Here is a 26,760-nt window from a genome sequence, read left to right on the forward strand (position 1 = left end):
CCGGCCCAAAGCTTCCGCGCAAGCTGCCAGGTTGCGCGGCGGCCCAGTCACTCCATATCGGACTGCATGTCGTCCGCGGCCAGGTGATCCGGCAGTCCGAGCCCCGGGAACCGGTCGTCGTGGAACGTGACGATCTCGGTGATCGCCCCGCCGGTGATGCGCAGGACGTCGATCGTCAGCGGCAGGTACGCGCCCGCCGGCTCCCGCCGGTGGTAGAAGGCGATGGCGGGCTGCCGGTTAACCCGGGTGTGGACCGCGCGCAGGTGCTCCATACCCTCGAATCCGCTCTCGATCCAGTCGTCGACCACCGCGTCGCGGCCGACATGCAGGCCCGGGGTGGGCGGCATCGAGCAGCGGACGTCGTCGCGCAGCAGCGTGGCGATCCCGGCGATGTCCGTGGCCACGCTGGCCTCGGTGTAGCGGCGCACCAGCTCGCGCGTTCCGGAGTCCTGCTCGCCGCCGGTCCAGTCCTGCCGCTCGGCGGGCAGGTGCTCGCGCAGGCCGGCGCGGGCCCGTTGCAGCGCGCTGTTGACGGAGTTGACGGAGTCCCCGAGCAGCTCCGCGACGTCCCTCGCCGGCCAGCCGAGCACATCGCGCAGGATCAGCACGGCCCGCGGCCGCGGCGCGAGGTGCTGGACCGCGGCCACGTACGCCAGCTCGATCGTCTCGCGGGCGAGGGCGACGGTCTCCGGGTCGTCGGTGTCGGCCGCGGGCAGCTCGTCGAGCAGCCGGTCCGGGTACGGCTGCAGCCACAGCACCTCGCCGCCGGCCGCCGGCTCCGGTCGGCACTTGGCGAGCAGGTCCAGGCAGGCGTTGGTGGCGATCCGGTACAGCCAGGCCCGGAACGTCGACCGCCCCTGGAAGGTCTCCCGCCGCCGCCAGGCGCGCAGGAGCGTCTCCTGCACGGTGTCCTCGGCGTCCTCGAACGACCCGAGCATCCGGTAGCAGTGCACGTGCAGCTCCCGCCGGTGCCGCTCCGCCAGCCCGGAGAACGTCGGCTCGTCGACCTTGCCCAGACCGCTCACGCCCAGCTCCTCCAGCCGTGTGTCCGCACTCATCACGTCATCCTTCCGCCTCGTCATGTCCTGTCGTAGGTATGACGGGCGCGGGCGCGACAACTCATCACCGGGCCGACCGGCGCGGCGGAGCACTCGCCGCAAAGCATCGACGCAGCTGATCGTAATCTTGCTGCCGAGAAGCTTCTCACCTGGGAAGACGTTCCCCTAAGCTCGACCGAATCCCACGCGACTTCGGCGTGTCAGGCGGCAGCCATCGGTGTCGCTGCGCATACGCTTCGCACCGGGCCAGGGGGCCTGGCTCGACGACGTACGAGGTCAGCGTACGAGCTACGGGGGTTCAACCATGACCAATGCTGTACTGCGCTCCGCGAGAGCTGCGGCGATCCTGACGACGCTGGGCATAAGCCTGGGTCTCATGGCCGGCGCCGCGCACGCGAAGCCACACCGCGACCGCTTCTGCATCAGCCCCATCTTCACCGGGGGCAGCGAGCAATGGAGGGATCTGAACCAGCGCTACGACGTCCGGGAACGGATCATCGGCCCGCCCGCGCCCGCGACCAGCGACATCACCGTCCCGCCCGGCGGGCCTGGCTGCCGCACGGCGCTGGCGGGGGAGAAGTGGGTCCGGGCGGTCCCGCCCTGGCTCACGGCGACGGCGACCGAGCAGACGGCGTTCATCACCAGCTTCCAGAGCGCCCGGTACGTGATCGACGCCGGGACCGCGCGCGAGCGGACCATCACGGTGGGCCCGGAGGTCCTGCAGTCCGGGACGGTTCCCGCCGACGTGGTGCTGCCTGCGGGAACCGCCGGCCTTCCCTACGTCGTGCCGGTGTCTCCGGTCTTCCGGCCGCTTCGCCCCGGCACGCACACCAGCACTCTCTTCGTGACCATGGCGGAGCGGGTCTGCACCGGCCGCGGGCCCGCGCCGGGCCTCAGCGCCGACTGCCTGGAGGCGGGCGAGTCGGAGTACCCCATCGCGGACAACGGGCCGTTCACCGTCCTGCCGGGCCACCCGCACGCCACCCCGTAGGCGCGCTTCCGCGAGCGGTGGTCGTGACCACCTGCCGATCGGGGTCGAAGGGCGGCGTCCGCTCTTCGACCCCGATCGGCGTCGGCAGGCGCCGCTCGGATCGTCAGGCGCGGTTCCACTTCTGGTTGGCGCCGGGCCCGCAGGGCCAGATGATCAGCTGGGTGCCGTTGGCCGTGCCGTTGTCGTACGCGTCCAGGCACTTGCCCGAGCCGACGCCGACGACCCAGCCGTTGGACCGGACCCGCCACTGCTGACCGGCGGAGCCGTTGCAGTCGAAGATCTGCACCGCGGTCCCGTCCGCGGTGGCGCCGCCGGCCGCCTCCAGGCACTTGCCGTCGAAGACCCGTAGCTGGTTGCCGGGCGTCGAGGTCCAGGTCTGGTTCATCGCGGTGTGGCAGTCCCACAGCACCGGGCGGGTGCCGTTGGCCTGGCTGCTGTTGGGCACGTCCACGCAGCGGGCCGACGCTGCCCCCTTGAGCGGGGCCGGGGTGCTGTTGCGATACCACTTCTGGTTGGCGCCGCCGTTGCAGGTCCAGACGATCAGAGCGGTGCCGTTGCCGGTGCCGTTGGCGTACGCGTCGAGGCACTTGCCGGAGGCCGCGTTGACCACGGAACCGTCGCCGCCGACCGTCCACTGCCGGGTGGCGGCCGCGGCGCAGTCGTTGATCTGCACCGCGGACCCGTCGGTGGTCCCGGCGGCGGTCAGGCACTTGGCGCCGTAGACGAGCAGCTGCCCGGCAGGGTTCATCGTCCACTTCTGGTTGGCGCCGCCGTGGCAGTCCCACAGGGCGACGGCCGTGCCGTTGGTCTGGCTGTTGTTCGGCACGTCGGCGCAGTTGCCGGACTCCTGGCCCTTGAGGATGCCGCCCGGATCACCGGTGCCGCAGCTCAGCATCCCGGCGGTGTACGGGCACAGCACGGTGGCGAAACCGCCGCGGGTCGCCAGCGGCACGGACAGCGTCGCCGCGCTGGTGACGACCCTGGTCTCGCGGAGCAGGCCACCGGAGCCGTCGCGGACGGTCTCGGCCAGCCACTGGCCGGCGCCGAGGAAGGCGAGCGGGGTCTGGTACGTCTTGGCGGCGAGGGCGGAGATGCCGCCGACGTACCACCTCGTGCCGCTGCGCCGGGCGAGGTAGGCCTCCCGGTTGGGGCGGCCGCCGAGCAGCCGGGTCTCGTCCCAGGCCGCGGGTAGCTGGTTGAGGATGCGCAGCGCCTCCGGCCGGGCCTCATAGCTGGCCGGGTTGTCGGCGTCGTGCTGCCAGCCGGACTCGAAGACGACGGCGGTCGCCAGCTCGTGGGCGTCGGTGGTGTCGCGATTGACGCTGAAGGTGACCGGGGTGAAGTCCATGCCGGCGATCGCGTTGCGGGTGAACGGCAGGATGGTGTTGAGGGCGGCCCGGTTCTGCTGCTGCTCGGCGCCGAAGACCGCCTCGGCCGTCATGACGTGCGGCCAGGTGCGCTGCATGCCGCGCGGGGTGGCGCTGCCGTGGAAGTTGGCCATCAGTTTCAGCTCGGCGGTGCGGGCCAGCACGGCGTCGTACCACCTCAGGGTGGGCTGGGTGAACTGGTAACTGAAGTCGATCTTCACCCCGGCGACGCCCCAGCTCTTGACCAGCGGTAACCAGGCCTCGCGCTGCTGGGCGGTCTGCAGGTCGGCGGAGTTGAACCAGACGATCACCCCTACGCCCCGGTCCCGGGCGTAGGCGACCACTCCCGGCAGCCAGCTCGACTGCCAGCCCTCGTCGATGAGGACGTAGCCCCAGCCGTTGCGCTGGGCGAAGTCGATGTACTGCCGCTGCCGGGCGGCGTCGGCGGGGCTGGCGTGTTCGGTCAGCCAGGACCAGGCCACGGTGCCGGGTCTGACCCACGAGGTGTCGGCGAACCGGGCCGGGGCCGACAGGTCGTCGACGATCGTCGACTCGGTGACGGTCTTCAGGGCGCCGATGGCCGCCGTCCGCCACGGCGTGGCCAGCGGCAGCGTGGCGGTGACCGGCGCAGCGGTGATCGAGGTGGTGTACGTGGGGGAGCCGGCCTGGTGCGCCAGGGCGCCGGCGGCGTACCGGCCGTCCAGGTCGGACTCGGCGAGCAGGACGAAGACGCCGCCGACGTCGAACAGGGCGGGCACCCCGTAATCGTTGGATGCGGCGCCACCGGCCGTGGTCTCGAACCAGACCCCCTGGTCCTCGCGGTCCGGCGGCACCAGCCAGGCCGGTGCCGCGGCGGGCAGGGTCCAGGACGATGCCTCCCGGCGTACGGTGACCGGGCCGCTGCCCGGCAGCACGTAGCGGTAGGCGGCCCCGGCGTCGGACACGCGCACCACGACGTCGAGCCGTGCGCCGCCCGTGCCGGTGAACGACAGCGTCGCCTGGGTGTAGGTGGTCTGCCGGCTGCGCTTCTTGCCGGTCGGCATGGTGTACGACTCGGTGATCGTCTGATCGGCGCGCGATGTGAAGACCAGGTTGCGGGTGAGGTCCGCGGTCGCGGTCTCGATGCCGATGGGCGAGGGCAGCAGCACGGCGCTGCCGCGGCTGGACGCGCCGAAGCTGAGCGCGCCGTTGTCGAGCGTGACCTGCGCGGAGATCACACCCGACGGCCCGGCGACCGTCCAGGTGACGGCGGCCTTCGCGGCGGCGGGGGTGAGGGTGACCAGAGCCGCGCTCGCGGCCAGGGCGGTGAGCGACGCGACGCACGCGCGGAGTCTGCGGCGGAACATGCCGTCTCCTTCGAAGATGACGGGTCACACGTCCGCCGTGACGTGATTACTTCAGGCGCTCCCGCTGAGAGCGTGTCTGATTCCACCACGTCCCGACATATTTGAACAGTGGTAACGGTGAATGTCTCGGCTGCGTCAGGCCGGGTCGCTCAGCTTCGCCGTCTGTGCCCGCAGCACCGCGATGGTGTGCTCCAGATAGTCGGCGATCGTCGCCAGCTGCTCGGCGTCGTACCGGGCGACCACCGTGCCCATCTCGCGGGTCAGGTCCGCGAAGATGGCGCTCAGGTCGGGCCGGTCGGCGGTGGCGGCGATCAGCACCCGCCGCCGGTCGTCGGGGTCCGGCCGGCGCTCGACGTAGCCGGCCCGGACCAGCCGGTCGACGATGCCGGTGACCGCGCTCGCGCCGACCGACAGCTGCGGGGCGAGCGCGCCCGCGGGCAGCGGGCCGCCGCGCACGATCATGCCGAGCGCCTTGTGCTCGACGGCGGTCAGCCCGAGCCGGCGGGCTACGGCCTCGTGGAACAGCACGCTGGCGGTGCTCAGCTCCCAGCCCAGATCGCTCACGACGCACACCCTAACCCGCCGGTATTTACTTCATGTCTGTGAATAGTTTAGTGTCGTGAAATACCTGGGGAAGGGAGCGGCTGACATGGGATCGGCCTGGAGTCTGAGTGTCGAGGCGGCGCGCTGGGCGGCGCGGTTCTACGCGGCCCACTGGCCGCTGGTGCTGGGATTGTCGCTGATCCCGAGCCTGCAGCGGTTCATGGTGATCAACTACGGTGACCGGCTGCCGTCGGGAGTCGGCCCGGCGAGCGAGGTGCTCACCGCGGGCGTGCGGATTCTGCTCGTCTACCTCATCCTGCGGATCACGGTGGTCGAGGCGGGCTGGTCCCACCTCGGGATCGGCGAGCGCTGGCAGCGGCTCGGCCAGGGTATCGACGGCCGGATGCGCGACTTTCTGCTGCAGTTCCTGGTGCTCGGCATCGCGTTCGTGATCTTCGACGTGCTGCCGGAGACCGCGATCTCGCTCTGGGCGCCCGAGGAGCGCAAGGACCTGCTGCAGGCGATCCTGGTCAGCGTGAAGAACCCGACGGTGATCGCGATGACGATCCTGTGGATGGTCGGCGTGGGACACCAGCTGGCAGCGTCGCGGATGGACGACCTGACGCGCGCGGTCCCGAAAGTGGGCCCCGGCGCCGACGGTCCCTGAGGCTTTCGCCTCATGAAGCGATCCACGTCCGTAACTACGTTGAAACGACTCGCTCTTTCACGTACGCAGGAGGTCGCGCATGACAAGGGACTGGATCAGACAGCGGGTGCGGGCGGGCTGGCTCGCGGCCGGTGGCGCGGCGATGGTGCTCACGGTCGCCGTCGTCGCGCTGACGCCGTCGGCGGGCGCCGCCGCCGAGCTGGTGGTGCAGGCTGAGGCGTACGCGGCGCAGTCCGGCGCCGTCGTCGAGCCCACCGTCGACGCCGGCGGCGGCTCCGCCGTGGGCTACCTGGCGCGCGGGGACTGGCTGCGCTACGACGGCGTCGACCTGGGCGCGTCGGGCACGATGGCCGTCTCCGTGCGCGTCGCCTCCGCCGTCGGCGGCTCGGGCGCGATCGAGCTGCGTACGGCGTCGACGACCGGGCCCGTGCTGGCCCGGTTCACCATCGCGGCGACGGGCGGCTGGCAGGCGTGGGTCACCCGGACGGTGAACCTGACCAGCCACCCGGCCGGCGTCCAGGCGGTGTACGCGGTCATGGCCAACACCGGCAGCGGGGCCGACTTCGTCAACCTGAACTGGCTCTCGTTCAGCACCGGGGGCACCGGCAGCGGCACCGGCTGGGTCGACGTCGACCCGGTGAAGTGGAACGCGCAACTGGCCGCGTTCCGGGCGATGGCCATGGCCCCCGCGCCGGCCAACGCCGTGCGGGTCCCGGAGTTCAACGCGACCTGCACCTACAGCCACTCCGTCAAGGACGACCCCATCGTGTTCCCCGGCCTGCCGGGCGCGTCCCACATGCACAGCTTCTTCGGCAACCGCAGCACCAACGCCGGCTCCACCCTGGACAGCCTGCGCGCCAACACCACCACGACCTGCACCCCGGCCCCCGCCGACCTGTCGGCGTACTGGGTGCCGACCCTGTACGACCGCGGCACGGCCGTGGAGCCGAAGGGAGTCGTGGTTTACTACGGCTCGCGGCTGGCCGACCCGAGCCGCACGGTGCCGTTCCCGCTCGGCTTCGAGATGATCGCGGGCAGCGCGAGCCGGCAGGTCCCCACGCCCGCCGGTGCGGTCAACCAGTTCTACTGCGTCGGCGGGACCACCGGCGGTGAGATCGGCCGCAGCGCCGACGGCAACTGGCCGATCTGCTCGCCGGGCGGCACGCTGATGTTCCAGCTCGTCTTCCCCGACTGCTGGGACGGCGCGCACCTGGACAGCCCCGACCACAAGTCGCACGTGGCGTACACCGCGGACGGGACGTGCCCGAGCGCGTTCCCGGTGGCGATCCCGTCGGTCTCGTTCGTCATCGCGTACCCGGCCGTCGGCAGCGCCGACGGGTTCACGCTGGCCTCGGGCATGGCCTCGTCCATGCACGGCGACTTCGTCAACGTCTGGGACAACGACGCGCAGGGACACCGGGTGAAGAACTGCATCGTCCAGTCCGCCAAGTGCAACAGCGCCGGTCAGTTCTGAGCGGCTGCCCGGGCGGGCGGTGTGCGAGACGCCCGCCCGGGCAGCATGTTCGCAGCGTCAGCTGACGGTGACCGTGTTGATGTCGGGGGCCGAGCCGGTGTCGTTGAAGAACCTGATCCAGCAGGCGCCCTTCGGCAGCCGCAGCCGCACCGACGTCCGTGCCGGGATCAGCCAGCTCCGGGCACCGGCGAGGGTCAGCTCGCGGACCGGGCCGTCGTCGACGGCGAGTTTGAGGGTGCGCGGCTGCTCGGTCTCGTAGACGACGGTCAGGGTCCGCTCACCGGCCTGTGGCACGCCGGTGACGCGCACCGCGAGGGTGTTCGGGCCGCCGATGTAGCCGACCCGGCTGCCGTCCACGCAGGTGGGGCACTCGATGACCCGCGCGCCCACGCGGATGTTGGCCGGGTCGGCGGCGTGCACGGTGATCGGCTCGAACGTCGCAGGGCTGGTCGCCCTGGCCGGTGGCTCGGCCCCGCCTGTGCGCTCGTGCACCGCCGACGGAGCGGGTGACGGTGGGACGGTCGTCGCTGTCACGGTCGGCGGGCTGGGCGCACCGCCTGCCGCAGGTCCGGGAGCCGGCGGTGGGGCAGGCATGATCAGCGGTGGTACGACGGCGATCGTCGCCGCGACGGCCAGCCCCAGGGCCGCCCAGCCCAGCACACGCCTGTAGACGACGGGCACCGTCACCGCCGCCCGGTCCACACGACGACCGCCTCGGTGCGGCTGGCCACGCCCAGCTTGGCGAAGATGTGCTGCAGGTGGTTCTTCACGGTCTTCTCGGCCAGCATCAGCCGGTGGGCGATGGCGGCGTTCGACAGGCCCTGCGCGACCTGCCCGAGCACCTCCTGCTCCCGCCGCGTCAGCCCGAACCGGGACCTGGCGAGCCGCCGCCGCTCGGCGAGGTCGCGTTCGGTCCGTTCGCGTTCGGCCTGCTCGCGTACGGCCGACGCGGCGACCGCGGCCGCCACCGGCGACAGCCAGCCGTGCCCGGCCACCACGGCCAGCACCGCGCGGTGCAGTTCGGCCGGATCGAACGCGCCGTGCACCAGGTAGCCGCGGGCGCCGCCGCGCAGCATCCCGGCGATGAGCTGCGGGCTCGCGTCGCTGGTGAGCACCAGCACGCGGGTGTGGGCGACCAGCTCGCCGAGCACCGCGAGCCCGTCGGCGACCGGCATGCGGTGGTCGAGCAGGGTCACCGTGGGCCGGTCGCGGCGGGCCAGCGCGACGGCTTCGCGCCCGTCGGCGGCCTGCGCCGCCACCCGGATCCCCGGACAGAGCCCGAGCCAGCCGGACAGCGCGGCACGGACGATGGGATTGTCGTCGACGACCATCACCGAGATCATGCGGATGCTCCGGCCGGCGTGAGCGCGATGTCCGCGACGACGGTCGTGCCCGCACCCGGCGCGGACAGCACCCGTAGCGCGCCGCGGATCGCGGCGGCCCGTTCGGCCATCCCGATCAGTCCGAAGCAGCCGCGCCAGTCGGCCGGCACGGCGAACCCGGCCCCGTCGTCGGCGACCCGCAGCCGGACACCGCCCCCGGCGTATCCGAACTCCACGGTCACCAGGCTCGCCCCGGCGTGGCGGGCGATGTTCTCCAACGACTCGTGCAGGATCTGCGCCAGCTCGTAGCGCAGCTCCACCGGCAGGTCCCCGGCCGCGACCGCACAGCGCACCGGCACGCCCGTACGCTCGGTCCACCTGCGGCAGATCCGGTCCACCGTCGCGCCGAACTCGTGGTTCGGGTCGTCCAGGCGCAGCCCTTCCAGGACCTCCTGCGCCTGGCGCACCGCCGCGGTGGCCCCGGCCGACACCGTCGCCGCCAGCTGCTCGGCCAGCGCGGGCTGCCGCCGCAGCGACGTCGGCAGCGCCAGCGCCGCGAACGACACCCCGCGCAGCGTCTTGGTGACCGAGTCGTGCAGCTCGCGGGCGAGCCGGGACCGTTCGGCCGCCGCTGCGCTGCGCTGCGCCGAGGCCACCAGCCGGACTGACAGCTCGACATGGGCGGCCAGCGCGGCGGTCGCCACCGCGGCCCCGACGGCGGCCAGCACGTTGACGATGGGGAAGGCCAGGACGAACCCGGCCAGGCTCGCCGCGTCCGGTGCCGCGCCGAGCACGTGTCCGGCCACCAGGTAGCCGAGCGCGGTGTAGCACGCGGCAGGCAGCAGCGCCCAGAAGCCGGCGAGCACTCCGGCCAGCGCGGCGGCACCCGCCGCGCAGCAGAAGAAGGCGACGTCGCCGCCGCCGATGCCGAGCACGGCCAGGACGATCGCGGCGTCGGCGGCCAGCACCGGCAGGGGGTGGGCGACGACGTGCGGATCGCGGGTCAGTGCCACGAGCGCCACGGCCGCGGTCAGCGCGACGAGCACCAGCACGGCGAGCAGCGGGCCGGGACGGGCGTGCAGGCGCAGGCCGCCGCCCGCGACGGCGAGGGTCGCCGCCGCCCGCCCGAGCAGCACCGCCCGCGCCACAGCGGCCCGCGCGACCGTACGGTCCGGGTGTCCAGCTGTCGTCGTCACGGTGTCCTGCCCCGGGGTGGGCGATCGCTGTCGATCTTCGAGGGAGCGCTCTCTCGACGAGGATCGGGCAAGCGCTCCCCGGTTGTCAAGGCGTCCGTCGATCTCCGCCGTGGACGGTCCCGTGACCTTCGCCGGCCGGTCAACAGCGTGGTCGCCTCAGACACTCTTACCTGTTGTGACTGAGGGCATGAGCTTCGAAGAGTACGTGCTGGCGCGCGGCCCGGCGCTGGTCCGCCTCGCTCGGCTGCTGGTGGGCGATCCGCACCGGGCCGAGGACCTGGTGCAGGACGCGCTGCTGCGCACCTATCCGCGATGGCAGCGCATCGTGCGGTCCGACCATCCGGACGTCTACGTGCGGCGGGTGATGGTCAACCTGAGCTCCGCCTGGTGGCGTAGGTTGTCCAACCGCGAGCTGCCGGCCGACCTGCGTGCGCACGGTCCGGTGGCCGTCGGCGCGGGGCCGGAGGCGACGAGCGTCGCCCGGATGCTGATGTGGGAGCGGATCAACGGGCTGCCGGCGCGGCAGCGGGCCGTGATCGCGCTGCGGTACTACGAGGACTTCGACGATCACCGGATCAGCGAGATCCTCGGCTGCTCGCGGGCGAGCGTGCGCACTCATGCCATGAGGGCGCTGAAGGCGATGCGTATCCAGCTCACGGCAGATGTGGAGGCGACCGTATGAACATCGACATCAATACGCTGGTCGAGCAGTTGCACAGCCGTGCGGAAGGCCCGGTGGATTCGAGGGCGCTGCTGGCCAGGGTGGAGCTCGTGTATCGCCGACGGCGGTCACGGCGGGCTGTCGTCGGTGCCGTGGCGGCGGTGTCGCTGGTCATGGCGGTGGCCTTCGCGACGCTCGCGCCCCACGACGGGCAGTCGTCCCCGCCCGGGTCGCCGGGGACGGGGGGCCCGCGCCCGGTGCTGCCCAGCGGCGCGGCCCGTGCCGGCGATGTCCACCAGGTGCCCGCGTTGCCGGGGATCGGCTCGCTGAACGACGCCTCGGACGTCGGCGCCGATCCGTTCGCCGTCCACTTCGACACCGGGCGGTTCGCCCACCCCGTGGCGACGGCGCGGTGGTCGGTCGCCGACGGGGTCGAGGAGCTGACCTTCTACGGCGACACCGAGGGCGTCGGCGGCCCGAAGGGAGACTCGGCATCGGAGTACTACGCCATGGTGACGATGTCGACGGCGAGCGCCGACCGGGCCCGGCCGGACCGGACGGCCGCCGACTTCGGTACGCCGTCGCCGGTCGCCACGCAGCGACCGTCCATCGCGGGCGTGGCCGCGGTCGCGGAAACCGTCGTCCACCGCGGTGGGATGTTCGACGGGCAGCAGGAGACCACGGTGCGCTGGCAGCCGGTCGCCCGCGTCGACGTGGTCGTGTCCGTACGCGGTGAGATCGAGCCCGCCGACGTGCTCGCGTTCGCGACCGGGCTGCGATTCGATCGGGCCAGCCGGTGCGCCGTCCCGCTGCGGTTGGGCGACCTGCCGTCCGGGGCACGGGTGACCGGCTGCGCGTTCCGCCTGTCCAACTTCGCCGCGGAGCCCGGCGCCGGCCGTGGGCGCGGTGACCTGCTCGTGAGCGGCCCGAACGGTTCCACGCTGGAGGTTCGCTACCTGGGTCCGCAGGGCCCGGAGCCTTCCACGCAGGCGAAAACGACGTTGGCCAACGGCTGGAAGTACTCCGTCATGTCGACTGACAGCGGCATGCCCGGCGCGCCCAACGCCGTCATCCGGGTGCACGAGCCATGGCACCTGGAAGCCCAGGCGACCGGGGGGTACACGATGGACGATCTGCTGCTGTTCGCGGGCCGGTTCGAGCAGTCCGGCGATGCGGAGGATCCGCAGACCTGGCCGGGCTCGGCGGGCTGACCGCAGGTTCGGGGGCGGGCGCTGCCTGCCCCCGAACGATGACGGTCGGAAATCGATTTCGTCACGGACTGGCACCGCTGTCCGGGTCGGCTGCTTCCCCTACGCGCCTCCAGCCTGCTCTCTTGTACAGCGATGCAGGCGTCCGGCGCGTCCGGGAGTGCCGAGCGACGCCATCGACGTATTGACAGGTTCTCCGAACTTGCCTACGTTCTGAGAAATCGATTTCTTGGCCTGTCGTCCCGGCAAGGAGGCCATGTGGTGCCCGAGCTCGTCCGCATGAGCGGCATCACCAAACGCTTCGGCGGGGTGCTCGCCTGCGCCGGGGTGGACTTCACGGTGCGCGCCGGTGAGGTCCACGCCCTGCTGGGCGAGAACGGGGCGGGCAAGTCCACGCTGATGAACATCCTGTCCGGGGTGCACACCGACTACGAGGGCGACGTCGCGGTCCATGGCGAGGTGGTGCGGCTGCGCGACCCCGCCGACGCCCAGCGTCACGGCATCGCCACCATCCACCAGGAACTCGACCTCGTCCCGCAGCTCACCGTCGCCGAGAACCTCGTCCTCGGCCGCGAACCGCGCACCCGCGCCCGGCTGCTCGACCGCCGCGCCATGCAGCGGCTGGCGCGTGAGGAGTTCGCCGCCCTGGGCATCGACCTCGACCCGAACCGGCCCGTCGGCTCCCTGCGCGTCGGCGAGCAGCAGCTCGTCGAGATCGCCAAGGCGCTGTCGCTGCACGCCCAGGTCCTCGTGATGGACGAGCCGACGGCCGCGCTCGCCGACGCCGAGGTCAGCCGCCTGTTCGAGATCATCGACGGGCTGCGCCGCCGCGGCGTCGGCATCGTCTACATCTCGCACCGCATGGAGGAGATCGAGGTCATCGCCGACCGGGCCACGGTGCTGCGCAACGGCGCCGTCGCGGGTTCGCTCACCCCAGCACCCGAGCACCGCCCGCAGCTCATCTCGCTGATGGTCGGCCGGTCCGTCGAGGCGATGTTCGCCCGGCCGAAGACGCAGAAGCCGGCTGCCGAGGCCAGGCCGCTGCTGCGGGTCGCCGGGCTGACCGTGCGGCCCCGCACACCGCGCCCCGGGCGGGCCGAGCCCGACGGCATCGACCTCAGCGTCGACGCGGGCGAGATCGTCGGGCTGGCCGGCCTGATGGGCTCCGGACGCACCGAACTGCTGGAGACCTTGTTCGGAGCCGGTCCAGCCGCGCGGGTCACCGGAGCCGTCACGCTCGACGGTCTGCCGTACGCGCCCAAGAGTCCCCGCGCGGCCCTGGCCCGCGGCGTCGGGCTCGTGCCCGAGGACCGGCGCGGCTCCGCCCTGACCCTGCCCCACCAGGTCGACCACAGCATGGTCCTGTCCGCGCTGTCCCGGCTGACGACCCTCGGCTTCGTGCGCCGTACCCGGGAACGCGCCTCGGTCCTGGACATGATGCGCCGGCTCGCCGTCAAGGCGGGCGCACCCACCGCGCCCGTCGGCTCGCTGTCCGGCGGCAACCAGCAGAAGGTCGTGCTCGCCCGGCAGCTGATGACGGTGCCGCGGCTGCTGCTGCTCGACGAACCCACCCGCGGCGTCGACGTCGGCGCGAAGGCCGAGATCTACCAGATCCTGCACCGGCTCGCCGACGAGGGCATGGGCATCCTGCTGGCCTCCTCCGAACTGCCCGAACTGCTCGGCGTCTGCGACCGCGTCGTCGTGCTGCGCCGCGGCGCCGTCGCCGCCGACCTCGACCCCGCCGACGTCACCGGCGACGACGTGCTCGCCGCCGCCATGACCGCCCCAGGAGGAACCGACCGATGACGCTGCTCAAGACCCCGCCCGCGCTCGCGCGGCTCACCGGCGGCAGGCGCGAGCTGGTCGACCGGCTGTTCGCCGTGCAGAGCCTGGTCGCGCTGCTGGTCGTGTTCATCGTGGCGATCCTCGCCAGCCCGACCCGCGACGGCGAGATCCTCTTCCTGACCGCCGGCAACCTGGGCAACATCGTGCGGGCCGTGTCCGAGATCGGCATCATCGCGGTCGGCATGACCTTCGTCGTGCTGCTCGGCGGCATCGACCTGTCGGTCGGCGCGATCCTCGGCCTGAGCGCCGTCGGCACCGCCACGCTGATGGTCGACTCCGGGTACGGGATCGCGCCGACGGTGCCGGCGGTGCTGGCCATCGGCGCGGTGATCGGCGCGCTGCAGGGATACGCCACGGCGCGGCTGGGCATCCAGTCGTTCATCGTGACCCTGGCGGGCTTGCAGGTCGCGCGGGGACTGGCCCGGATCTGGTCGGGCGGGCTGGGCATCCCGATCGCGTACGGCGACGGCCCGCTGCAGGCCCCGCCCGCGTTCGAGATCCTCAACGGCTCGATCAACGGCGTGGTCCCCGTCCCGGCCGTGCTGTTCCTTGCCGTCGGCGTCGCCGCGATCGTGGTCCTGCGGACCACCGCGTTCGCCCGCCACGTGTACGCGATCGGCGGCAACGAGAAGGCGGCCCGGCTCTCGGGTGTCCCGGTCACCCGGGTCAAGGTCGCCGTGTTCGCCGTCTGCGGCCTGCTGGCCGCGGTCGCCGGCGTCATCCACGCGGGCCAGCTCAACCAGGGCAGCCCGAACGACGGCGCGGGCTACGAACTCGACGCGATCGCCGCCGTCGTGATCGGCGGGACGAGCCTGTCCGGCGGCTCCGGATCGATGGGCGGCACCCTGGCCGGCGCGCTGATGCTCGGCGTGCTCAACAACATCCTCGCCCTGAACAACATCGACGCCAACGTGCAGCTGCTGATCAAGGGCCTGGTCATCGTGGCCGCGGCCGGTCTGCAGCGGCTGCGCCGCGGCGTCGCCTGACCGTACGCCCGTTCCCTCAAGGAGAAGTCACCGATGCGCACACGCACCGCCATCCTCGCCGCCGTCGCCGCCGGCGCGCTGCTCGCCTCCGCGGCGTGCAGCGTGGAGAAGGACGACCCGGCCGCCGCGAACGCGGCCTGCGGACCCGACCGGCAGTACCTGATCGGCATGTCGCAGGCCAACAACGCCGAGCCCTACCGGCAGGTGATGAACAACGACGTCACCACGGCGGCCGAGGCCGTCAAGGGGTTCGAGGTGGTCGTCGCCGACGCCGCGCAGGACAACAGCAAGCAGGTCGCCGACGTCGAGAACTTCCTGACGCAGAAGATCAACCTGCTGATCATCTCGCCGAACGAGGCGAAGCCGCTGACCGCCGTGGTGAAGAAGGCCTACGACGCGGGCATCCCGGTGATCGTGCTGGACCGCAAGGTCGAAGGTGACGCCTACACCGCGTTCATCGGCGGCGACAACGTCGCGATCGGCAAGGCGGCGGGGGAGTTCTACGCCACCAGGCTGCTGCCCGACGGCGGCAAGGTGATCGAGATCGCGGGCCTGCCCGGCTCGACGCCCGCGGCCGAGCGCGCCCAGGGCTTCCGCGACGGCATCGCGGCCAACCCGAAGATCCAGATAGTGGCGTCGCAGCCCGGCGACTGGCTGCGCGAGAAGGGCCAGTCGGTGGCCGACGCGCTGCTCAAGGCGCACCCGGACGCCGCGGCGATCTATGCCCACAACGACCCGATGGCCGAGGGCGCCTACCTGGCCGCCAAGGCCGCGGGCCTGGACAAGAAGATCAAGTTCACCGGCATCGACGCCCTGCCGGTGCCCTCCGGCGGTATCAAGGCCGTCGAGGAGGGCCGCCTGGCCGCCACGTTCCAGTACGCCACCGGCGGCCGCGAGGCCGTGGACCTGGCCAAGAAGATCCTGATCGACTGCAGCAAGGACGTGCCGCGCTCCACCACCCTGGGCACGCAGCAGATCACCGCCGAGAACGCCAAGGACGTCTACGCGAAGCTCGGCGGCAGCTGACCGCCGTACGCTCGCCGTCGCCGGCCCTGTCGCCACACAGGGCCGGGGCGGTGGCGTACGGTCACGGCCCCGCTATCTCGCCGCCACGCGGGATCGCGGGGCCGTCCCGGCATGACCGGCAACACGATGATCATGGTGTTGACCGGGTCGAAGGCTATTCTTGGCGAAATGCGCACCCCCGAACGCCTCTCGTCGACCGCCCGTGCCGCAGCCCGCGCGGCTGCCGGTGTACGGCGCCGCGCAACCGGACGGGCGGCGGTCCTGCCGGCCGTGGCGGTGCTCCTGGGCTGCGCGCTGGCCGCGTGTTCGGGAACTCCGGCCGCCGCGGAAGCGGACAAAGTAGCGCAGACACCAGCTGCTGTGCCGATAGCGCACACCGAGTATCGAAGCCCCGCGCCCATCCGTTTCGGCGACGCCACCGCCGGGCCGTCCTGGCTGGGAAAGCGGGTGCTCCCGACCGGGCCGCAGGGCTTCGCCGCAGCCCGGCAGACCCCGCCCGAACTGCGGAACCGGTCGATCATCACCGTCGACTACCTGCCGCCACCGGCGGACGGCCGCTTCCACGCCACCGTCCGGGCGGTGCCCGCCGACGTGCTCGCCCGCTCCAGCTGGACCGAGAAGTGCCCGGTCGCCGCCGCCGACCTGCGCTACCTGACGGTCGGGTTCCGCGGCTTCGACGGCCGCGCCCACACCGGCGAGCTGCTGGCCAACGCCCGGGTGGCCGACGACCTGGTCACCGTGTTCGAGCGGCTGTTCGCCGCGGACTTCCCGATCGAGCGGATGCGGATCTCCAGCGCCGCGCGGCTGAACGCCCCGTCGACCGGCGACCAGAACACCACCGAGGTGTTCGCCTGCCGGTCGGTGCGCGGCCACCAGGGCTGGTCCCAGCACGCGTACGGGCTCGCCGTGGATCTCAACCCGTTCCAGAACCCGTACCAGAAGGGCAAGGTCGTCCTGCCGGAACTCGCCACCTCCTACCTCGACCGGGCCGATGCCCGGCCCGGCATGGCGTTGCCCCGCGAGCAGGCTGTTCAGGCCTTCGCCGCGATCGGCTGGAAGTGGGGCGGCGACTACCGCACCCTGAAGGACTACATGCACTTCTCCGCCAGCGGCGGCTGAACCGGAGAACCCGCGCCGACCGCCGTCGGACGGTCGGCGCGGGGCCACGGCTACGAGCCGACCGTCAACGTCCAGGTGTCGATCCGGCCGACGTCGGCAGCCGCCGCGTCCTGCACGCGCAACCGCCACGTGCCGTTGGCGGTCTCGCTCGAGAGGTTCACCGTGAAGGTCTGGTGGATGTCGTCGGCGCTGCCGCCGGACCGGTTGCTCAGCGAATAGCTCGACCCGTCCGGCGCGACCAGGCTGACCGCCAGGTCACCACGGTACGGGTGGACGATGTGCACCTCCGCCGTCGACGACGCCGACGCCGTCCCCGGGCAGCCGCTGATGGTGATCGTGCTGTCCACCGCCGCCCCCGCGTCCGGGATCGCCACGTCAGTGGGGTTGCTCGCCCGGCAGCCGGCGGTCCCGTTGACCGTGAGCGTGTAGACCGCGGTGCGGGTGGTGCCGGAGCCCGTGCCGGTGATCGTGATCGGGTAGGTGCCCGGCGCGACCGCCGCGGTGGTGCTCAGGGTCAGCGCGGAGCTGCCGCCCGCCGGCACGGTCGACGGGCTGAACGACGCGCTCACCCCCGCCGGCAGCCCGGCCGCCGACAGCGCCACGCTCTGCGTGGAACCGCTGGTCACCGCCGTGGTGACCGTCGCGCTCAGCGAGCCGCCGGGGTTGGTCGCGCCCGCCGCCGGGGACACCGAGACCGAGTAGTCGTTGCCGGTGGCCAGGCCGGTCTGCGCGATCGTCAGAGTGCTCGCGACGGGGTCGAGCCGCAGCACGGCGCCGGCCGGCGGGCGCAGCGTGTAGTCGTAGTCGGTGGAGATGACCACGAGGCCGATCCGGCGGCCGGCCGCGAACACGTAGTCCTTGGGCTGCATGGCGAAGTTCAGCGTGTACTCGGTGCCCTGCACGACCTTCTCTCCGGCGGCGTGGCTGCTGCGGTTCTGCGGGTCGATCCAGCCGCGGGTGACGATCACGGGGGTGGCGCTCGTGCCGGTGCCGCCGTAGTCGACCAGCAGCGCGGTCACGTTGGCGTCGTTGCGGTTGGTGACCGCCAGCCGGAGCGAGACCTTCGGCGAGCCGGTCAGCGTGACCGCGGCGGGCAGGTTGCCGGTCCGGTAGACCAGCCGGTTGCCGTTCGCGCTGTCGGGGTTCGCGACCAGCGTCGTCGCCGTGCTGGTCCGCCCGTTGTCGGTGAACTGCTGCGCCGTGGCACCGCTCGGGGTGCCGAGGGTCAGCCCGCCGGGCGCGGTGGCCGAGGTCGCGTCGAGTTTGAACACGGCCTCGGTGGCGGCGGGGTTGGGCCAGTCGGTGTACTGCCGCCAGGTGCCGTCCTTGAACTGCACCTCGGCCCGGGGCCCGGTGAGCACGCCGTTGTCGACGCCCTTGAGGAAGTACTCGAACCAGCGCTCGACCGTCGCCTTGTAGTCGGTGCGGGAGGTCGTGCCGTGGCCGCTGTTGTGCAGCCAGATCTTGCGCGGCACGTTGTTGGCCCGCAGCGCGTCCCACCACTGCGCGTAGTGCCGGCCCTTGACGTTCCAGTCGGCCTGGCCGTGGATGACGAACACGCCCGCGGTGACCTTGTTCGCCTTGCCGACGTAGTCCCGGTCGGCCCAGAACTGCGTGTAGTCGCCGGTCACCCGGTCCTGGTCGGTCTCGATCCGGTTGATCCGGCTCGTGCAGTCGGTCCGGTCGACCACCGCACGGGCCAGCACGTCGGCGTCCTCGCCCTGGTAGCCGCCCGGGGCGACGACGAGCCCGTTGGCCCGGTAGTAGTCGTACCAGCTGGAGATCGCCGAGATCGGCACGATCGCCTTGAGCCCGGCGACGCCGGTGGCGGCGGCCATGTTCGGCAGCGTGCCGTTGTACGAGATCCCGATCATGCCGACGTTGCCGGTGCTCCAGGACGCCGTCACCTGGGCGCCCGAGGCGCTGAAGCCGCGGGCCCGGCCGTTGAGCCAGTCCACGACCGCGGTGGTGGCCAGCGTCTCCTGCATGTCCCCGCTGGTCGGGCAGCCCTCCGAGGCGCCGGTGCCGAGGCTGTGGCCGAGCACGACCGCGTACCCCTTGGGCACGAAGTAGTCGTCGTACCAGTCGGGCAGGTCCGGCACCGGCCTGGCGGCGCTGATCCCGGCCGTGGGCTGCGCGCCGGGCACGAGCGGGAACAGGCCCTCCTGCGGCAGGGCGCTCACGTTGACGCCGTGGTTGGCGGCGTTGGCCAGGCCGTTGCGGTACGGACTCTGCTCGAACACGACCGGGACCGGCCCGCCGGTCGAGGGCCGGGCGATGTCGATGGCGATCCGGTCGAGCCGGCCGTCGCCGTTGGAGTCCACACCGGACTCCACGTAGACCCGCTCCTCGATCTGGGCGAGCGCGGCCTGAGCCGGCGTCGCCGCGTTCGCGTGGGTGGCCGGGATCGGGAGGGCGGCTGCGAGCAGCGCAAGGGTGAGTGTGACGCGGTGGGGGAACCGCATGGGCTTCCTTCCAGGGGGTGGTGGATAGTCGCCGGATGTCGGTAGAGCGCGATGGTTGTCGATGCTTGCAGATCGTCGGAGGTGATTCAAGACGTGCGGCGGCGCGACACCTGGCCGGTCGGACACTCCGAACGGTCACTTTCGACCCGGCCCGCCGTCGGCGGCATCGACGCTGTGGCGACGATTGGGCATGATGTCTTGGTGACGAACACACAACGCTGGGTCGTTGTCGGGGCGGGTGCGGTGATCGTCGCGGGGCTCGTCGGCGCGGCCGTCGTCGCGGGCCTGGAGGGCGTCGAGGTCATGAGCTGGCTGGCGGGCTCGGCGAGCCTGCTGGTGGCGGTCGTCGCGCTGGTCGTCGTGTGGCCGGCTCCGAACCGGACCGATCGGCCGCTCGCCCCGCCCGCGACAGCGCCCGCACCGGTGCCGGTGGCGGCGCAGGCCGAGCGGCCGCCGATGGAGGTGCCGGCGGAGCCCGTGGTGGCGCCTGAGCCCGTTGCGGCCCGCGAGCCGGCGGTGGCGCGCGAGCCCGCAGCGGCGCAGGAGCCGGCACCGGGCGGCAGCGCGGGCGCAGGACCGGCGAGCACCGGGCCGGTGCGGCAGCAGAACACCGGTGGCGTCAACATCGCCAACAGCGGCGTGATCGGCAGCATCGACCTCTCGCAGTAGCACCGTTCGTCCGACATACCGATGAGGAGCGACCATGCCGGACACCGGCGGCCAACCGGGTGCCTCGGCGATCGCCGAACACGACCTCGCCGACATCCGCGCCGCGCTCGCCGGGCGGCCGACCGGCGCGATCGACCAGGCCAACTCCGGCGGCGCGAACGTCGCCAACAGCGGCGTCATCGAACACCTCACGATCACGCTCGGCGCCCAGCCTGAGGCCGCCCCCAGCAGCGTCTTCGTCGTCTGCGCCGATGCCGACCGCGCCTTCGTCGAGACCGCGATCCTCCCGGCGCTCGACCCGCTGCCGCTGCGCATCCGGTACGCGGTGAACACCGCCGGCCACGCGGACGCGTGGGAACCGCTCTACCGCGCGATGGACCGGGCGAACCTGCTGCTGGTGGTGGCCTCGAACCCGGCGGCGCTGCGCGACGCCGTGGTACGCAGCCAGGTCGCCTACTGGCTGGACTCCCATCCGGACACCGCCAGTGTGGTCGTGGTCAGCGGATCGGCGAGCCTGCCGCAGCCGGCCGACGACCGGCTCGCCCGGCATCCGGTGGTCGTGTGGTCGCACGACGTCGCCGGGGGTCCGGGCGCGTACCTGGTCAGGGCGGTGCGGCGAGCGACGCCCGTCGTCCCCCTCGCCGTCGCCGGGGCCGGTGACGAGGAGCGCCGCTCCCTCGCTCCGATCCGCTCGGCCTATCTGCGCTGGCTCGGCCGCTGCCACGCGACCCTGGAAGCGGTCATCGCCGGGCGTGCCGTCGTCCGCCCGCTGCGTTCCTGCCCGCCGCCCGGCGACCTCGTCTCCGACGAGTCACATCACGGCTCGCGAGCCGTGGAGCTGGCACACCTGCACGCCCGGTCCGACCGCCGCGGCTCCCTGCTCGGCGACGACGGCGGGCCCGACGCGGCCGAGCTGGCGGCGCTGGCCGACCGGCCGCTGCCGACATATCTGGGTTCGGCCACCCACCTCGACCACCTGGACCTGAGCGGGCGGCCGGCGATCTCCCCGGACGCGATCCTGGCCGACGTGTGGCGCGCGATCGTGCTCGGCGACCCCGGCAGCGGCAAGAGCAGCCTGGTACGCCGCCTCGTCACCGACCTCGCCGCCGCGGCGGCCGACGACACCGCCCCGGACGCGGCCGGCGGACCCGTGGTCCGGTTGCCGGTGCTCTGCCGGGCAGCCGACCTGATCACCGCGCTGGACGAGCACACGCTGTCGGCGGAGGGGCTCGCCGCCGCCGCGATCTCGTCGGGCTGGGCGGGCCAGGCGCCGTACGACCCCGGCAGCGGCGACCCGATCGCGGCGGCCGATCTGGCGCGGCTCGCCCGCGCCACCGTGCGCGACCGGCGGATCCTGCTGGTGGTCGACGGGCTCGACGAGGTGCCCACCCAGGCCGAGCGGCGATCACTGGCCGAAGCACTCGACCGCTTCGCGGCGGCGGGTGGCGCCCGCATCGACCGTCCCGAGCGGGCGCCGGGCAACCAGATGCTGGTCACCAGCCGCATCGCCGGCTACCACAGCTCACCACTCGGCGAACGCTTCAGCCAGTTCCTGATCGGCCCGCTGACGCCCGAGGGCGCCGGCCGGATCGTCGACTACTGGCTCGTCGAAGCGCCGGACACCCCGCGGGACAGTGCCCTGCCCGGCGACGCGGCCGCCCAGCGCATCCGCGTCAACGACCTGGTACGGCGGCCGTCGCTGCCGGTGGGCGAGTTCGCCACCAACCCGTACCTGCTGGTGTCGCTCATCTCGGCGTCGTTCACCGGCTGGGGCAGCGGCCGCAAACCCGACGGCCACCGCTGGGTGCGGGCCGACCTGTACCACCTGATGGTCGACGACGCCATCCGGCGCGGCCTGCAACGCTACCCGGACGTCGCACCGCAGTTCGCGGTCCGGCTGCACGGCGCGCTCGCGCACCGGATCCATCAGCGTTCCCGCAGCGGCGTCGTCGAACGCGACCTGCTCGACTCCTGCGTCGCGGAGGTCCTCGCCGAGCTCGGGCCCACCGGGCGGTCCTGGGACGTCGCCTCGGCCCGGCAGCTCGTGGCCGACACCGGCCTGCTCGTCGACCGGGGGCAGGGCCTCTACGGCTTCCGGCACCTGACCGTCGAGGAGTACCTCGCCGCGCGCTGGCTGCTCGCCCGCGACCCCGATCCGGCCGGCATCGCCGCGAGCGTCGTCGAGCTGCTCGCCGACCCGCGGTGGCTGGAAGCGCTCCGGCTGGCGCTCGGGGAGCTGAGCAGCACCGACCGGCCGGCCTTCGACGCGGTGGCCCGCGCGCTGTTCGACGGGTCCGGACGGCGTGCCGGCGCGGAACTGCTGACCACGTGCCTCGCCGACCTGGTGACCCTGGAGCCGGGGCACGTCGGCGAGCTGGTCGCGGTCGCCGTCGAGACCGACCGGCACGACCGTGCCGGGTCGGCGGCGACGGCGGACGCGGCCCTGCTCGCCCCGCTGCTCGGCTGGCCGGTCACCGTCCAAGGCCGCTCCTGCGCGGTCCACGTGCGAGAGGCGCTGACCCGGTTCATCACCGGCGGCGACCCGGCCGCGGCGGCCGCCGCCGCCCGCCTGGTCGACGCGACGCAGATCGAGGACAGGAGCGTGGCGGAAGCGCTCTTCGACGCCCAGGAACGCGACGGCGAACGGCACGGCTGGCAGCTGACCCGCTCGCTGATGTCCATCCAGGCCCGGCGGCTGACCACCGTCACCGCGAGCCCCGCGGTCGAGCTGACCGACGACGACCGGTCCTGGCTGGCCGAGCAGGAGATCCTGCTGCCGCCGGCGGACAAGCCACAGCCCCGCTCGGCGCTGCGCGGCAGCGGCGGACTCGGCGACCGGCTGCCGATGCGCCGCGCCCTCGAACTCGATCCGTCCCTGGCCGCCCGGGTCCTCGCCGACGTGACCTGGACCCGGACCGTCCTCTGCCTGTACGGCGGTATCGCCTTCCTCGACACCCGGCGCTGGCAGGAGGCCCACCGCGAGATCGTCAACGCGTTCGACGCGCCGACGACCGGGGACGCCGAACGCCGGCGCCTCGCGATCGTGCTCGACACGGTGACGGAGCCGGCGCTCGCCGCGCGCGCCGAACGGTCCATCGCGTTCAGCGTCGCCCACATCACCGGCGAATCCCCGCTGACACCGCTGCTGATCGGGCTGCTGCGCCGCGGCGTCGACGGCGCCGGCCTGCTCGCCGCGCTGGCCGGGTGGTCCACCGACCCCGGCCTCGACGACACGGCACGCGGCGACGCGCTTGCCGCCAACCTGGCGGTCGCCGACCCGGCCACCTCGCCGGTCGACGTGCGGGCGGCCGCGCCGGTGCGCGAGCGGGCCGCCTGGCGGTTGGGCCGCGCCGAGGTCATGTTCACCGACGCCGTGGCCCGGCTGAGCCCGAGCGCCGTCGTGACGTCAGCGGCGTCGGCGTCGCCCGAGGCGGCCGCCGACGTGGTCCGGGCGATGCGCCGCCTCGGACACCAGCCGGGCACCTGGGGCGACGGCGCGCAGGACCACGTCGTCCACGCATTCGGCTTGCTGATCTTCGCGACCGTCCCGGACAAGACCTACCAGCTCGCGGTCGCGCTCGACACGATGGGCCGCGCGATCGGCGGCGACCCCGACCTCCTGATCGGACGGCTCAGCCTGCTGCACCTGTCACCGGCGTTCGGCGAGCAGACCGGCGCCGGCTGGCTGATCGACCCGTTCGCGCCGGTCGTCGCCGACCTGGGCGAGGCGCTGTCCGCGCTCTGGAACATCGACCCACGCCTTTCCTTCGTCCGCTGTTGGCTCTTGGACCGCCTCGCCGGCGCGCTGGTCGACGGCGGGTACGCGGGCGAGGCGATGCTCTGCGCCGCGCATGTCGCCCGCGCCGACCGGGTCAGCGCCCTGCGCACCGTGACTCGCATCTACGAGGCAAGCCGCCCGCGCCCGAGCCAGGTCCTCGCCGGGGATACCCCGAGCACGGCCGGCGATGCCGACGCCGACGCCCACCGGCAGGAGACCCTCGTCGACGCGGGCGCCCTGGCGGCCGACGTGCAGCGGCTCGTCGACGACGCCGGCCATCCCTACTCTCGGATCCGCGGGCGCATGCGGCACGCGGCCCAGCTGGGGGCGGTCTGGGGCGCCGTCCGTCTGGCCGAGGTGCTCGCGCCCGTCGAGGACGCCTGGCAACGGATGCGGCTGTTCGACCTGGCCGTCGAGCTCCGGCTCGCCGACTCCGACGACGGCCTGCTCGACGCCGCGACGGCGACCGCTCGACAGATCGACATCCTCGTCGAGCAGGCCCGCGCACTCGCCCGCCTGTCCCGCTGGACGACCGGGCAACGCGCCGAGGACCTCCGAGTCGCAGCGGTCGCGGCCCTGAACGGCGCGCACCCGGATGACGCCGCACCGCTGCTCGCCGCACTCGGCCCGGCGATCGTCAGTGCCGCGGGTCAGGCGGTCTGGCGACAGTACGTCGACGCGCTACCCCTGCTCCGCCAACGGCAGCTGGCCACCGGCGACGCCGCGGGTCTGCTGCTCGGCCACGAGGCGGGCCCGGCGGCGGATGCCGGGTCGGGACCGGACGCGGCAGCCGACGACCGGCCGGCGGAGGTCCAGGTGGAGCTGCTGCCGTGGGCGGTGCTCAGCGGCGCCGTGCTCTGCCGCGCCGGGCGCGAGTCGCTGCGCCGCGCCGGTGACGCGCCGCCGAACGAGGCCCAGGCATGGCCGGCGCTGGCCGACCCGGCCCGGCGCGGAGCGGCGACGGCCGTGCTGCGAGAGGCCGCGGCCCGGCGCGAAGGCGCCACTCCGCTGCAGCTGACCGATGTCGCCATCGCCGGCATCGACGCGCTCTTCGGTGGCGGGCTTTACGACGAAGCCGCTGAGCTGCTCATCCTGTGCTCGTCGGTCGGGCGCGACGAGCGGCTGCACACCTGGCGGACCTTCGACGGCCTGGCCGGCGAGGTAGCGACGCTGCTGCTGATCGAGTCGGGCCGGCTCGACCTCGCCGCGATCGGCCGGCTCGCCTCGCTGCTGACCCATCACGACGACCGGATCCGGCTGCGCACGCGGCTGGCGATCGCGCCGGTGAACAATTTCGGCGAAGGAAGGCCTCGGCTTCGGGCGAGCGCGCTCGGCGCGCCGGCGCTGACCGCGTTCGTGCGCCTGGCCGCGGATCTCCGCGCGAGGCTCGCGCACTTCTACACCGACGTCATGTGGGCCTTGACCGAGATCGTGCACGATTCGGCGGACGTCCTGATCACGACACTCGCCGCGCTCGACCGTGATGACGCCGCCCGCCGACTGCTGCTCGGATCGATATGCCAGCCAGGCAGGCAGGTATTCGACCGCCTCGGCGAGATCCTGGCTCCGCTGGCGGAGGGCGACGTCTGCCACCTGCTGTACGGGCTGCAGTGCGCAGCGGCGAACCCGGTCCGCTACGGGGTGCAGGTCGACCAGCTGAGACGGATCGTGCCAGTGATCGAAAGCCTGCTCGGGGCCAGCGGCACGGCGGCGGCGCGCGACTGCCTGCGGCTGCTCGGGCACATCCTGCCCGCCGAGCGCGCCTCGGTCGGGCTCCTGCTCGACGAGGCGGCCGCCGACGACGAGGTGGCCGACGCGGCCTGCGAGGCCGTCGGCTTCGTGTTCGACCGGGGACCCGTCGACGGGTGGGAGCTCGACCCCGCACAGCACAGCCGGCTGATGGCGTTCGCGACCGGACCCGACGCCCAGGTCGCCGCGGCCGCGCTGGGCGCGCTGACCCGCGGGGGCGTCCTGATCGAATCCCTCGACCAGGTCCCGGCATACACGATCACCCGTGGCCTGATGGCCGCCACCGACCCCTACCTGGTCGGCGAGCAGCAGCGGCGCTCGATACGTCGAGCCGGGAGCTTCGTCCTCGCCCCGCTGCGCCACCACGACGATCAGACACCGCTGGCCGATCGGCTCATCGACGACGTCATGGCGTGGCTGACCGGCCACCTCGAAAGGTGCCGCAGCGGCGGGGCGCGGCGCGTGGCCGCGGGCGAGCCGGTCATGCCGGAGGACACGCCGTTGCTCGTGCTCGCCGAGATCGCGCGGCGGCAGCCCGCCGCCGTCCGGGAGGCGGCGCGTCTGCGGGCGCCCCACCTGCCCGACCGTCTGGTGGAGGTCATCGACATCGACCATGGCTGGACCACGCGCCTGTCGGCCGGCGTCCTGCTGCTGTGTCTGGGCCACGCCGACGGGCCTCGGCTGCGTGCCGTGGTCGGGCTCGCCCGCGACTCCAGCATCGTGCATGCGGCTGTGCTCTCGGTCGTCCCGTGGCTGGACGACGTGACCGACTGCGGTCTGGTCGAGCTGGTGACGGCGACCGCGAGCGCCTACCTCACCGAAGCGCACCTCGCCGTGCAGATCCTGGGCTCGGTGCTCCAGCGGGCGGGCCTGTCACCGGTGCAACGCAAGACCGCGCTCGACGCCGTGGCCGGCGCGGCGCGGCGCCCCGACGCCGAGCGGCACGTGCAGGTGATCCATTCCGGCGCCGTCGTCTCGATCGGCACGCTGGCCGGCACCTGCGGCCGGATGCTGTCGGCGCTGCGCGATGCGCCGGGCGTGGCCGCCGCCGCGACGCACACCCCGCACCTCGTGGTCCACCTGCGCGACGCCCACGGCAGGCCCGTTCCGATCGCCCTGACTGCCGGCGTGCCGACCCAGGAGCCGATCAAGCACCAGGTCCGATATCTGCAGGAAGCCCAGTCCGTCGAGTTCGTGCAGGACGACATCGACCGGCTCAACCGGATCGGTGACACGGTCGCCACCGCCGGTGGCCGGATGGCATCGGTGGCGCGAGCGCTGCAGCCCTGA

18 protein-coding genes are annotated in these 26,760 nt (G+C 73.0%); 11 read left to right on the forward strand and 7 right to left on the reverse strand.

Features of this window, described 5'->3' with window-relative positions; translation table 11 throughout:
• Positions 1-47 precede the first annotated feature (47 nt).
• The gene (locus Cco03nite_RS14610; RefSeq protein WP_203692617.1) at positions 48-1,058 is read right to left on the reverse strand and encodes an RNA polymerase subunit sigma-70; all 1,011 of its coding nucleotides are present in this window, start codon (positions 1,056-1,058) and stop codon (positions 48-50) included.
• 304 nt (positions 1,059-1,362) lie between these two features.
• Here Cco03nite_RS14610 and Cco03nite_RS14615 point away from each other — a divergent pair, with 304 nt between their 5' ends.
• The gene (locus tag Cco03nite_RS14615; RefSeq protein ID WP_203692618.1) at positions 1,363-2,049 is read left to right on the forward strand and encodes a hypothetical protein; all 687 of its coding nucleotides are present in this window, start codon (positions 1,363-1,365) and stop codon (positions 2,047-2,049) included.
• Between the two features lie 103 nt (positions 2,050-2,152).
• Here Cco03nite_RS14615 and Cco03nite_RS14620 read toward each other — a convergent pair whose 3' ends face one another.
• Entirely contained in the window at positions 2,153-4,762 is a 2,610-nt protein-coding gene (locus Cco03nite_RS14620; protein WP_203692619.1) for a glycoside hydrolase family 97 protein, read from the reverse strand.
• A gap of 135 nt (positions 4,763-4,897) precedes the next feature.
• Positions 4,898-5,326 carry a MarR family winged helix-turn-helix transcriptional regulator gene (locus tag Cco03nite_RS14625; protein WP_239167372.1) on the reverse strand — a complete coding sequence of 143 codons (429 nt, stop codon included), beginning with the start codon at positions 5,324-5,326 and terminating at the stop codon, positions 4,898-4,900.
• Between the two features lie 85 nt (positions 5,327-5,411).
• Here Cco03nite_RS14625 and Cco03nite_RS14630 point away from each other — a divergent pair, with 85 nt between their 5' ends.
• Both Cco03nite_RS14630 and Cco03nite_RS14635 read left to right on the forward strand, forming a co-directional pair.
• Positions 5,412-5,972 carry a hypothetical protein gene (locus tag Cco03nite_RS14630; RefSeq protein ID WP_203692621.1) on the forward strand — a complete coding sequence of 187 codons (561 nt, stop codon included), beginning with the start codon at positions 5,412-5,414 and terminating at the stop codon, positions 5,970-5,972.
• Between the two features lie 79 nt (positions 5,973-6,051).
• Positions 6,052-7,446 carry a DUF1996 domain-containing protein gene (locus tag Cco03nite_RS14635; protein WP_239167373.1) on the forward strand — a complete coding sequence of 465 codons (1,395 nt, stop codon included), beginning with the start codon at positions 6,052-6,054 and terminating at the stop codon, positions 7,444-7,446.
• Positions 7,447-7,503: 57 nt separating this feature from the next.
• Here Cco03nite_RS14635 and Cco03nite_RS14640 read toward each other — a convergent pair whose 3' ends face one another.
• From Cco03nite_RS14640 to Cco03nite_RS14650, 3 genes are read right to left on the reverse strand one after another with little or no spacing between them, the layout of a single operon-like run.
• Entirely contained in the window at positions 7,504-8,148 is a 645-nt protein-coding gene (locus tag Cco03nite_RS14640; RefSeq protein ID WP_203692622.1) for a carbohydrate-binding protein, read from the reverse strand.
• Positions 8,130-8,789 (reverse strand): LuxR C-terminal-related transcriptional regulator, encoded by a 660-nt coding sequence (locus tag Cco03nite_RS14645; protein WP_203692623.1) that lies wholly within the window; start codon positions 8,787-8,789, stop codon positions 8,130-8,132. The genes Cco03nite_RS14640 and Cco03nite_RS14645 overlap by 19 nt, the downstream gene beginning before the upstream one ends.
• The gene (locus tag Cco03nite_RS14650) at positions 8,786-9,964 is read right to left on the reverse strand and encodes a sensor histidine kinase (protein ID WP_203692624.1); all 1,179 of its coding nucleotides are present in this window, start codon (positions 9,962-9,964) and stop codon (positions 8,786-8,788) included. The genes Cco03nite_RS14645 and Cco03nite_RS14650 overlap by 4 nt, the downstream gene beginning before the upstream one ends.
• A gap of 187 nt (positions 9,965-10,151) precedes the next feature.
• Here Cco03nite_RS14650 and Cco03nite_RS14655 point away from each other — a divergent pair, with 187 nt between their 5' ends.
• The 6 genes from Cco03nite_RS14655 (at position 10,152) to Cco03nite_RS14680 (ending at position 16,809) form a co-directional block, all read left to right on the forward strand.
• Entirely contained in the window at positions 10,152-10,646 is a 495-nt protein-coding gene (locus tag Cco03nite_RS14655; protein WP_203692625.1) for a SigE family RNA polymerase sigma factor, read from the forward strand.
• Positions 10,643-11,836, forward strand: a complete 1,194-nt coding sequence (locus Cco03nite_RS14660; protein ID WP_203692626.1) for a hypothetical protein — start codon at positions 10,643-10,645, stop codon at positions 11,834-11,836. Before Cco03nite_RS14655 ends, Cco03nite_RS14660 begins: the two co-directional genes overlap by 4 nt.
• Before the next feature lie 258 nt (positions 11,837-12,094).
• The gene (locus tag Cco03nite_RS14665; protein WP_239167374.1) at positions 12,095-13,639 is read left to right on the forward strand and encodes a sugar ABC transporter ATP-binding protein; all 1,545 of its coding nucleotides are present in this window, start codon (positions 12,095-12,097) and stop codon (positions 13,637-13,639) included.
• Complete coding sequence (locus tag Cco03nite_RS14670) at positions 13,636-14,664, forward strand: ABC transporter permease (protein ID WP_203692627.1); 1,029 nt, start codon at positions 13,636-13,638, stop codon at positions 14,662-14,664. The genes Cco03nite_RS14665 and Cco03nite_RS14670 overlap by 4 nt, the downstream gene beginning before the upstream one ends.
• A 33-nt stretch (positions 14,665-14,697) precedes the next feature.
• A complete protein-coding gene (locus Cco03nite_RS14675; protein ID WP_203692628.1) occupies positions 14,698-15,690 on the forward strand; it encodes a substrate-binding domain-containing protein in 993 nt (330 codons plus the stop codon).
• 447 nt (positions 15,691-16,137) lie between these two features.
• Positions 16,138-16,809, forward strand: coding sequence for a M15 family metallopeptidase (locus Cco03nite_RS14680; protein ID WP_239167375.1), 672 nt, complete (start codon positions 16,138-16,140; stop codon positions 16,807-16,809).
• 50 nt (positions 16,810-16,859) lie between these two features.
• Here the strand turns inward: Cco03nite_RS14680 and Cco03nite_RS14685 are convergent, their stop codons facing one another.
• Positions 16,860-19,274 carry a Xaa-Pro dipeptidyl-peptidase gene (locus tag Cco03nite_RS14685; RefSeq protein WP_203692629.1) on the reverse strand — a complete coding sequence of 805 codons (2,415 nt, stop codon included), beginning with the start codon at positions 19,272-19,274 and terminating at the stop codon, positions 16,860-16,862.
• Positions 19,275-19,475: 201 nt separating this feature from the next.
• Here Cco03nite_RS14685 and Cco03nite_RS14690 point away from each other — a divergent pair, with 201 nt between their 5' ends.
• Both Cco03nite_RS14690 and Cco03nite_RS14695 read left to right on the forward strand, forming a co-directional pair.
• A complete protein-coding gene (locus Cco03nite_RS14690) occupies positions 19,476-19,943 on the forward strand; it encodes a hypothetical protein (RefSeq protein WP_203692664.1) in 468 nt (155 codons plus the stop codon).
• Positions 19,944-19,977: 34 nt separating this feature from the next.
• Positions 19,978-26,760 carry an NACHT domain-containing protein gene (locus Cco03nite_RS14695; protein WP_203692630.1) on the forward strand — a complete coding sequence of 2,261 codons (6,783 nt, stop codon included), beginning with the start codon at positions 19,978-19,980 and terminating at the stop codon, positions 26,758-26,760.

The sequence above is a fragment of the Catellatospora coxensis genome (genome assembly GCF_016862635.1).
In the GTDB taxonomy this organism is placed as follows: Bacteria; Actinomycetota; Actinomycetes; order Mycobacteriales; family Micromonosporaceae; genus Catellatospora; species Catellatospora coxensis.

Bases quoted from the DNA above. Each gene is read 5' to 3' on its own strand.
- Cco03nite_RS14610 (WP_203692617.1), bottom strand. From the start codon at position 1,058: ATGAGTGCGGACACACGGCTGGAGGAGCTGGGCGTGAGCGGTCTGGGC.
- Cco03nite_RS14615 (WP_203692618.1), top strand. From the start codon at position 1,363: ATGACCAATGCTGTACTGCGCTCCGCGAGAGCTGCGGCGATCCTGACG.
- Cco03nite_RS14620 (WP_203692619.1), bottom strand. From the start codon at position 4,762: ATGTTCCGCCGCAGACTCCGCGCGTGCGTCGCGTCGCTCACCGCCCTG.
- Cco03nite_RS14630 (WP_203692621.1), top strand. From the start codon at position 5,412: ATGGGATCGGCCTGGAGTCTGAGTGTCGAGGCGGCGCGCTGGGCGGCG.
- Cco03nite_RS14635 (WP_239167373.1), top strand. From the start codon at position 6,052: ATGACAAGGGACTGGATCAGACAGCGGGTGCGGGCGGGCTGGCTCGCG.
- Cco03nite_RS14645 (WP_203692623.1), bottom strand. From the start codon at position 8,789: ATGATCTCGGTGATGGTCGTCGACGACAATCCCATCGTCCGTGCCGCG.
- Cco03nite_RS14655 (WP_203692625.1), top strand. From the start codon at position 10,152: ATGAGCTTCGAAGAGTACGTGCTGGCGCGCGGCCCGGCGCTGGTCCGC.
- Cco03nite_RS14660 (WP_203692626.1), top strand. From the start codon at position 10,643: ATGAACATCGACATCAATACGCTGGTCGAGCAGTTGCACAGCCGTGCG.
- Cco03nite_RS14670 (WP_203692627.1), top strand. From the start codon at position 13,636: ATGACGCTGCTCAAGACCCCGCCCGCGCTCGCGCGGCTCACCGGCGGC.
- Cco03nite_RS14675 (WP_203692628.1), top strand. From the start codon at position 14,698: ATGCGCACACGCACCGCCATCCTCGCCGCCGTCGCCGCCGGCGCGCTG.
- Cco03nite_RS14685 (WP_203692629.1), bottom strand. From the start codon at position 19,274: ATGCGGTTCCCCCACCGCGTCACACTCACCCTTGCGCTGCTCGCAGCC.
- Cco03nite_RS14695 (WP_203692630.1), top strand. From the start codon at position 19,978: ATGCCGGACACCGGCGGCCAACCGGGTGCCTCGGCGATCGCCGAACAC.